Source organism: Nostoc sp. ChiSLP03a, assembly GCF_034531215.2.
Classification (GTDB): domain Bacteria; phylum Cyanobacteriota; class Cyanobacteriia; order Cyanobacteriales; family Nostocaceae; genus Nostoc.
This window is the reverse complement of record NZ_JAVRBQ020000147.1, coordinates 22,375-28,374: the sequence shown is the minus strand read 5'-3', so window position 1 is coordinate 28,374 and position 6,000 is coordinate 22,375. Positions and strand designations below refer to the sequence as shown.

The 6,000-nt window shown below is 41.1% G+C and carries 6 protein-coding genes; 3 read left to right on the top strand and 3 right to left on the bottom strand.

Annotation, left to right across the window (positions count from 1 at the left end):
* Positions 1-555 precede the first annotated feature (555 nt).
* Together RMY32_RS24135 and RMY32_RS24130 are read left to right on the top strand one after the other, a co-directional pair.
* Complete coding sequence (locus tag RMY32_RS24135) at positions 556-1,437, top strand: hypothetical protein (RefSeq protein ID WP_322714628.1); 882 nt, start codon at positions 556-558, stop codon at positions 1,435-1,437.
* Positions 1,409-1,648 carry a hypothetical protein gene (locus RMY32_RS24130; protein ID WP_322714627.1) on the top strand — a complete coding sequence of 80 codons (240 nt, stop codon included), beginning with the start codon at positions 1,409-1,411 and terminating at the stop codon, positions 1,646-1,648. Before RMY32_RS24135 ends, RMY32_RS24130 begins: the two co-directional genes overlap by 29 nt.
* Before the next feature lie 3 nt (positions 1,649-1,651).
* Here the strand turns inward: RMY32_RS24130 and RMY32_RS24125 are convergent, their stop codons facing one another.
* The 3 genes from RMY32_RS24125 to RMY32_RS24115 form a co-directional block, all read right to left on the bottom strand.
* Positions 1,652-1,918, bottom strand: coding sequence for a hypothetical protein (locus RMY32_RS24125; protein WP_322675413.1), 267 nt, complete (start codon positions 1,916-1,918; stop codon positions 1,652-1,654).
* Positions 1,919-2,508: 590 nt separating this feature from the next.
* Complete coding sequence (locus RMY32_RS24120) at positions 2,509-2,775, bottom strand: hypothetical protein (protein WP_322714625.1); 267 nt, start codon at positions 2,773-2,775, stop codon at positions 2,509-2,511.
* A gap of 351 nt (positions 2,776-3,126) precedes the next feature.
* Positions 3,127-4,251: a class I SAM-dependent RNA methyltransferase gene (locus RMY32_RS24115; RefSeq protein WP_322714624.1), complete on the bottom strand. Its 1,125-nt coding sequence runs from the start codon at positions 4,249-4,251 to the stop codon at positions 3,127-3,129.
* A 275-nt stretch (positions 4,252-4,526) separates the two neighbouring features.
* On the opposite strand from RMY32_RS24115, the gene RMY32_RS24110 reads away from it, so the two are divergent.
* Complete coding sequence (locus RMY32_RS24110) at positions 4,527-5,921, top strand: hypothetical protein (protein ID WP_322714623.1); 1,395 nt, start codon at positions 4,527-4,529, stop codon at positions 5,919-5,921.
* Positions 5,922-6,000 lie beyond the last annotated feature (79 nt).

Below are 6,000 nucleotides of genomic sequence, written 5' to 3'. Positions count from 1 at the left end.
TCTCCCCAACCCCTCTCCGAGGCACAGAGGGGCAGAAATATTTTTAGTTGACAACGAAAAAATTAGGGTTTCAAAGCCTCTCTCCCTGTGGGGGAGAGGAATGGAAGTGGGGTTTTTAGAGCCGTCGAACTCACGTTAAATGAAGTTGTATTGCAAATACTATTACAACAATTAACAACTTAATTTCAGTCGAACTTTATCCAGCAAATAGACATATACCTGCTTCTACAATTAATTAGCTTACTGAGTATAGATATTCCTGATTTGTACAAAAATGACTTCTATATTGTACTAGCCCTAATATCTTTTTTGAGTCAATGCATTAAGTGCATTTATAATAGCTTGATTTAACTATTGATAAGTTCTGGCAGCTTGCGAACGTAATACGAATTATTTAGCCTTAGGTGTTTTTATTATTATTTGTACCCCCTAAACGTTTACAATTAATTTCATCATAACCTAACTAATGCCTCACACATTTACAGGTGTGAATTTGCATGTAAACTCCCCATTCACAGGGAACATTAATTTCATGGCAACAGAATTATAGTAATAATGAACAAATTCAAATATTTTTCCATCTTATTTTTATCTATCGTTTTGATGGACGGAGCGACTATAAAGATTTCTGCCCAAGCTGCTGGAACTAAAGTTTTAGTAACGGCTCAAAACGAATCTCTCAACAAATCTGATATTGACAAAGTTATCGCTTTTTACGAATGGGTCTTTTCAGGAAAATTCACTAGCGAGCAGCGTAATGAATATCAGTCAATAAAATTAAATGAGTTTCGCAAAGACCCAGATGGAACTAGAAAAAGCATTGACAATCTAATTTCCAATTATACACAAGCTCTTGCTAAGACCGAAGAGGAACAAAGCCGGATTCGGCAGGCATTTAACGGAGAATTTGTAGGACAATTACGAAATTTACCGAATGATGCGGAAGCTAAACTTTTGCTGTCTGTTTACGATAGCGCTCACGCGGGCGAAACTGCTTCAAATGATACTGATGATTCATCTGGTAGCGTTGGAGAGATTTCGTCGTTAGTTGGAAAATGGGTTTGGACGCGTACCGGAAACAGTGCTATAAGTACGAATGGTACATATATCGGATCGAACGGTTCGCGTTTCACTTATCAATTTTTGCCGAACGGAACGGTCGAATTTACAGGAATAATGAACGTAATGAACGGCAGCTGCAACCAGCAAATTTTCCAATCTCAAAAAGGAAAAGCCAGTCTGAGCGGCAGTACGATGACAATTAACTGGTCTCCAGCAACTTTCACTCGTGACTTTTCGTGCGACAGAGCGAATAACTACACGAAAACTTTGCCTGCGGAAAACGAAACTTATCAGGTGAAATTCAAAACCGATCTAGGTCAGAAACAGCTTTGTCTGATAAGCAAGGATGAAACCTGTTTCAGCCCGACAAATTAGGCCAAATGACAAAGCCAGCTTTATTTGTTTACTCAAGCAGCTAGATTTGAACGCACCACCAACTAAGCTTGTGGCTCATGTCAATTTTAATATCAAGCCCCACCTAGATACTTTCGAGGTAGGGCTTTTATTTTTATGTCTGGAGTCGATATGCAATCATGCCTCAAACGCGATGGCGTACACGCCCTTTCCGGTGGCGATCGCAGTGTAGAATTTATCCGATTGTTAAAGCTGGTTCTTCACAGAAGTTAAATAGGGCTGACTCTGTTTCTGATTCATCTTCAAATACAGCAGAGATGTACCATTCACAGGGCGAATCATTCGTATATTCAGCCCAAGCAATTGTTACTGTTTCACCCGATGGAATCCCTGAGTCACTCAAGGTAAATGAAGCCCACTCTTCATCATCGACAGATACCCACAACTCTGTAATTGCTTGTTCGGTATCATTGGTAACAGTAAACGTGAATTGGTCTGACATAAATAGCCTTGCCTTCTAACGATAAATAAATTGCAGGTTGTCAGTCATCGATTATACTGTCACTTTTTTTAAACATTGTCATGCGAACTCCCACAATATAGACTCAACAATAGTTTCAAGCTCTTTTTGACTAAATTTAAATTTGTTAAAGAGTATTAAAAATATCACAGGTAAGACGCGATTTATCGCGTCTTTACGATCTAACAGAAATATAGCGGTTCCCAATTGCATGGAATACAGACCTAACAAGAACAGCCCTTTCCCTTCTAGCGTTGGGGAGTAAGATTCAAAGCCTCTCTCCTTTTAGGAGAGAGGAATGGAAGTGAGGTCAAAACTGTACTGCACCCAGGCGATAACCGCTATAGTTGAGAGCAATCGCTTCCCCAAATAGGCGCAGTCAGGGCGTTTCACAGGCTGTCCCTAACTTCTTCAAGCAACTTCTCTAAAAGGGACATGTTAATTCTAATATCAAGCTGCACTTAGATACTTTCGAGGTAGGGCTTTTATTTTTATGTCTGGAGTCAATATGCAATCATGTATCAAGCGCGATGGCGTACACGCCCTTTCCGGTGGCCATCGCAGTGCAGAATTTATTTGATTGTTAAATCTGGTTCTTTACAGAAGTTAAATATGGCTGACTCAGTTTCTGATTCATCTTCAAATACAGCAGAGATGTACCATTCACAAGGCGAACCATTCGTATATTCAGCCCAAGCAATTGTTGCTGTTTCACCTGCTGGAATCCCTAACTCACCCAAGTTAAACGAAGCCCACTCTTTATCATCTACAGATACCCACAACTCTGTAATTGCCAATTCAGTTTTATTGGTAACGGTAAAGGTGAATTGGTCTGACATAAATAGCCTTGCCTTCTAACGATAAATAAATTGCAGATTGTCAGTCATTGATTATACTGCCACTTGTTTCAAAAGTTGTTACACTAACTGCTAAAATATAGACTTACACACAGTTTCAAGTTTGTTTGACTTAATTTAAATTTCTTAAAGAGTATTAAAAATATCACCGATTCAGATTGAATCTATTGAGATAGCCAATGCCATGCAACAGCAGATTTAGGTCGCAGTTTTCACAAACTCCGATAATACAGCACATCCCCGGTGTCACAAAATTTTCAGGCAATGTGTTTTTTACTCAGCAGAAGTAGTTGAGAGCGATCGCCTTTAACATACTACAAACCGACAATTTTCTTAATACAACTCATATTTCATTAACTGACACAGCAGCGTTCCGTTGTACACTGCAATTCGCTGGGATGATTTTAGTCCAATCGATTGAGACAGTTCCTTGTTGCCACTAAGTACAAACGCAGTCCAGCCTTTGAAGCGTTGTTTCAGGACATCACCCAAAAGTTTGTAAAATGCCCCTAAATCGCTGTCTCGCCCCAGCCGTTCGCCATAAGGTGGATTGCAGAATAAAATCCCACTATCTGCGGGGGCGACAACATCGGCAAGTTCCATTTGAGAAAACCATACATGGTTATCAACGCCGCAATTTTGAGCATTGTTAATCGCTTGCTCGATTATATTTTGATCGCGATCGCTTCCCCAAATAGGTGCGCTCAGGCTATCAAGTTGGCTTTCCTTAGCTTCTTGGAGGAGTTTTTCTAAAAGGGGCAGGTCAAAATCGAGCCAATTTTCAAATCCAAAGGATTCGCGAAACAGTCCTGGTGCGATATTCAATGCCTTTAAGCAAGCTTCTAGAGGTAAAGTGCCAGATCCACACAGAGGATCGTAGAACATCTGGTTTGGTTGCCAACTTGAAAGTTGAATCAGGGCAGCAGCTAAAGATTCCTTGAGAGGGGCTGCTCCCACCGCCGGGCGGTAGCCTCTACGGTGCAGACTATTTCCCGAACTGTCGAGTTTAACGGTGCAAAAGTCGCGTTCAATATGAACATTAACCCGCACATCTGGATCGTGAAGCTCTACATTTGAACGTTCGCCGAGATTTTCTTTTTGTTGATCGACGATCGCATTTTTTACCTGGAGAGATGTGAAGTGGCTGTGGTTGAGGCGATCGTTTTTGCCCGTGACATTCACCGCCAGCGTCATATCTGGCGTCAGATAGTTTTGCCAATCGATAGTTTGGATACCGCGATAGAGATCCTTGGCATCAAGGCAAGGAAACTCATGGATATTTACCAAGATTCGGAACGGCAGCCTAGCCCAGAGGTTGACGCGATAAAGTAAAGTGCGATCGCCCTCAAAGGCTACACCGCAAAACCCCGGCTCTACGGAATGGGCACCCAGTTGCTCTAACTCCTGAGCCGCGAGGGTTTCTAATCCGCGAGCAACCGTTGCAAAATACTGATTCATCCTCTAATCCAAAGCATTATCTTCACTGCTTACCCATTGACGCACTTTAGCTTAACTTATATCTGGTGACATTCTCTCTGGTTAAGTCTGCAACTATAACTTTAAGTAGGGTAGAGGCAGGAGTCAGAACACAGCAAATATTTTTTCAAAGAGATTATATTTTCTTCAATTTAAGTACTATCTTAAATCAATTAACCCTGCTAATATCAAGCTGAAATAGCATTCAGGCACTTTGCAATATAACCCATCAATCAAAATAGTCAGAGGGAAAAACTGTGAGTTTAGTATCTGATATTGTTCTGCTGCAAGACTTAACATCGTCATCTGACGAGAATTTAGTCCAGCTTAAAACCGTACTTCCGGCGACAGTAAATCGTTTAACCAACCCGACATTAGCAAATATATTTGGTGATGACCTGAAATTTGGTATTGCCTCTTTCAAGGATAAGCCACTTGCGCCTTTTGGGGGTTACGCTGACTATGTATATCAACCAGAAGTCGCTTTGACAAATAATGTCACAACAATTAAAGACAAAATCTTTAACTTTCAAGCTTTTGGTGGCAATGATGGGCCAGAATCACAATTATTTGCACTCTTGTTCGCAGCTTTAAATGGCGGCAGTCTTGGTTACAGAGTAGGTTCATTTCGTGTTATTCTAATAGCCACCGATGGTACTTATCACGTTGCCGGCGATCGCGCAGCAGTTATTCCAAGTGATACTATTGCCAATAATGGAGATGGGATAGCTGATGCTTTTGAAGATTATCCACAGGTCGAACAAGTAAAAACTGCACTAGAAGCAAATAACATTATTCCAATTTTTCTAACTACCAGTAATGTTGCAGCCAATTACGAGACACTAGTTACCCAGCTTGGTCGAGGTAGTGTACTGACTCTTGGTTCTACAAGTGAAAATCTTGCTGATGTCATAAAAGAGGCAGTTGCTCGAGCTAGAAATGCGGTCAGTACTGATGTCGCTACAACCAAGGGAGACGACACCTTTAGTTCGGGGAATTTTTCAGCTGGCGATCAGGTTATTTTTGCTGGGGATGGTGATGACAGTATTTCGCTTTCTGGTGTTATTGGTAATCATTACATTGATGGGGGGGCAGGTTCTGACATCCTTTTTGGTGGAGCTGGTGCAGACAAAATAGATGGGGGTAGTGATGACGACAACCTTCTGGGGGGCAGAGGTAATGATATTCTTTTTGGCAGTAGTGGAAAAGATATTCTAAGTGGGAATCAAGGGAACGATTACCTACAGGGAGATAGTGGGGACGACTTACTAGAAGGAGGCGCTGGTTCAGATAAGTTTGCATTTGCAACAGGATCGAAGTTTAATATTAGGGAACTCGGAGTTGATGTTATTAGTGACTTCAATCCTGAGCAAGACAAGATCCAATTATCTAAATCTACCTTTACAGCTCTAAGTAACTCGGTCTTTCCGACTCAATTAAATTCCGCAGACTTTGCCACAGTGACAAACGATACTTTAGCTGCAAGCAGTGGTGCCGCGATCGTTTATAATAGCGCAAATGGTAGTCTATTTTATAACCCTAATGGTTCGGCGGATGATTTTGCTGAGATTAATTCCGGGGGTAAATTTGCCCAATTGGATGCTATTTCTTTTCCGACTCTAACTACCGCTAGTTTTGAGGTAGTTTTGTAAGGTTTATGTCTGATTTCGAGTCCTACATTTTGTAACTCATTTACCTAAAAACTGCTTTAATAAAAAAAGAGGCGATCGC

What these genes read in the sequence shown, in the direction of transcription:
- RMY32_RS24135 (WP_322714628.1), top strand. Translation starts at nt 556, where the DNA reads ATGAACAAATTCAAATATTTTTCCATCTTATTTTTATCTATCGTTTTG.
- RMY32_RS24130 (WP_322714627.1), top strand. Translation starts at nt 1,409, where the DNA reads ATGAAACCTGTTTCAGCCCGACAAATTAGGCCAAATGACAAAGCCAGC.
- RMY32_RS24125 (WP_322675413.1), bottom strand. Translation starts at nt 1,918, where the DNA reads ATGTCAGACCAATTCACGTTTACTGTTACCAATGATACCGAACAAGCA.
- RMY32_RS24120 (WP_322714625.1), bottom strand. Translation starts at nt 2,775, where the DNA reads ATGTCAGACCAATTCACCTTTACCGTTACCAATAAAACTGAATTGGCA.
- RMY32_RS24115 (WP_322714624.1), bottom strand. Translation starts at nt 4,251, where the DNA reads ATGAATCAGTATTTTGCAACGGTTGCTCGCGGATTAGAAACCCTCGCG.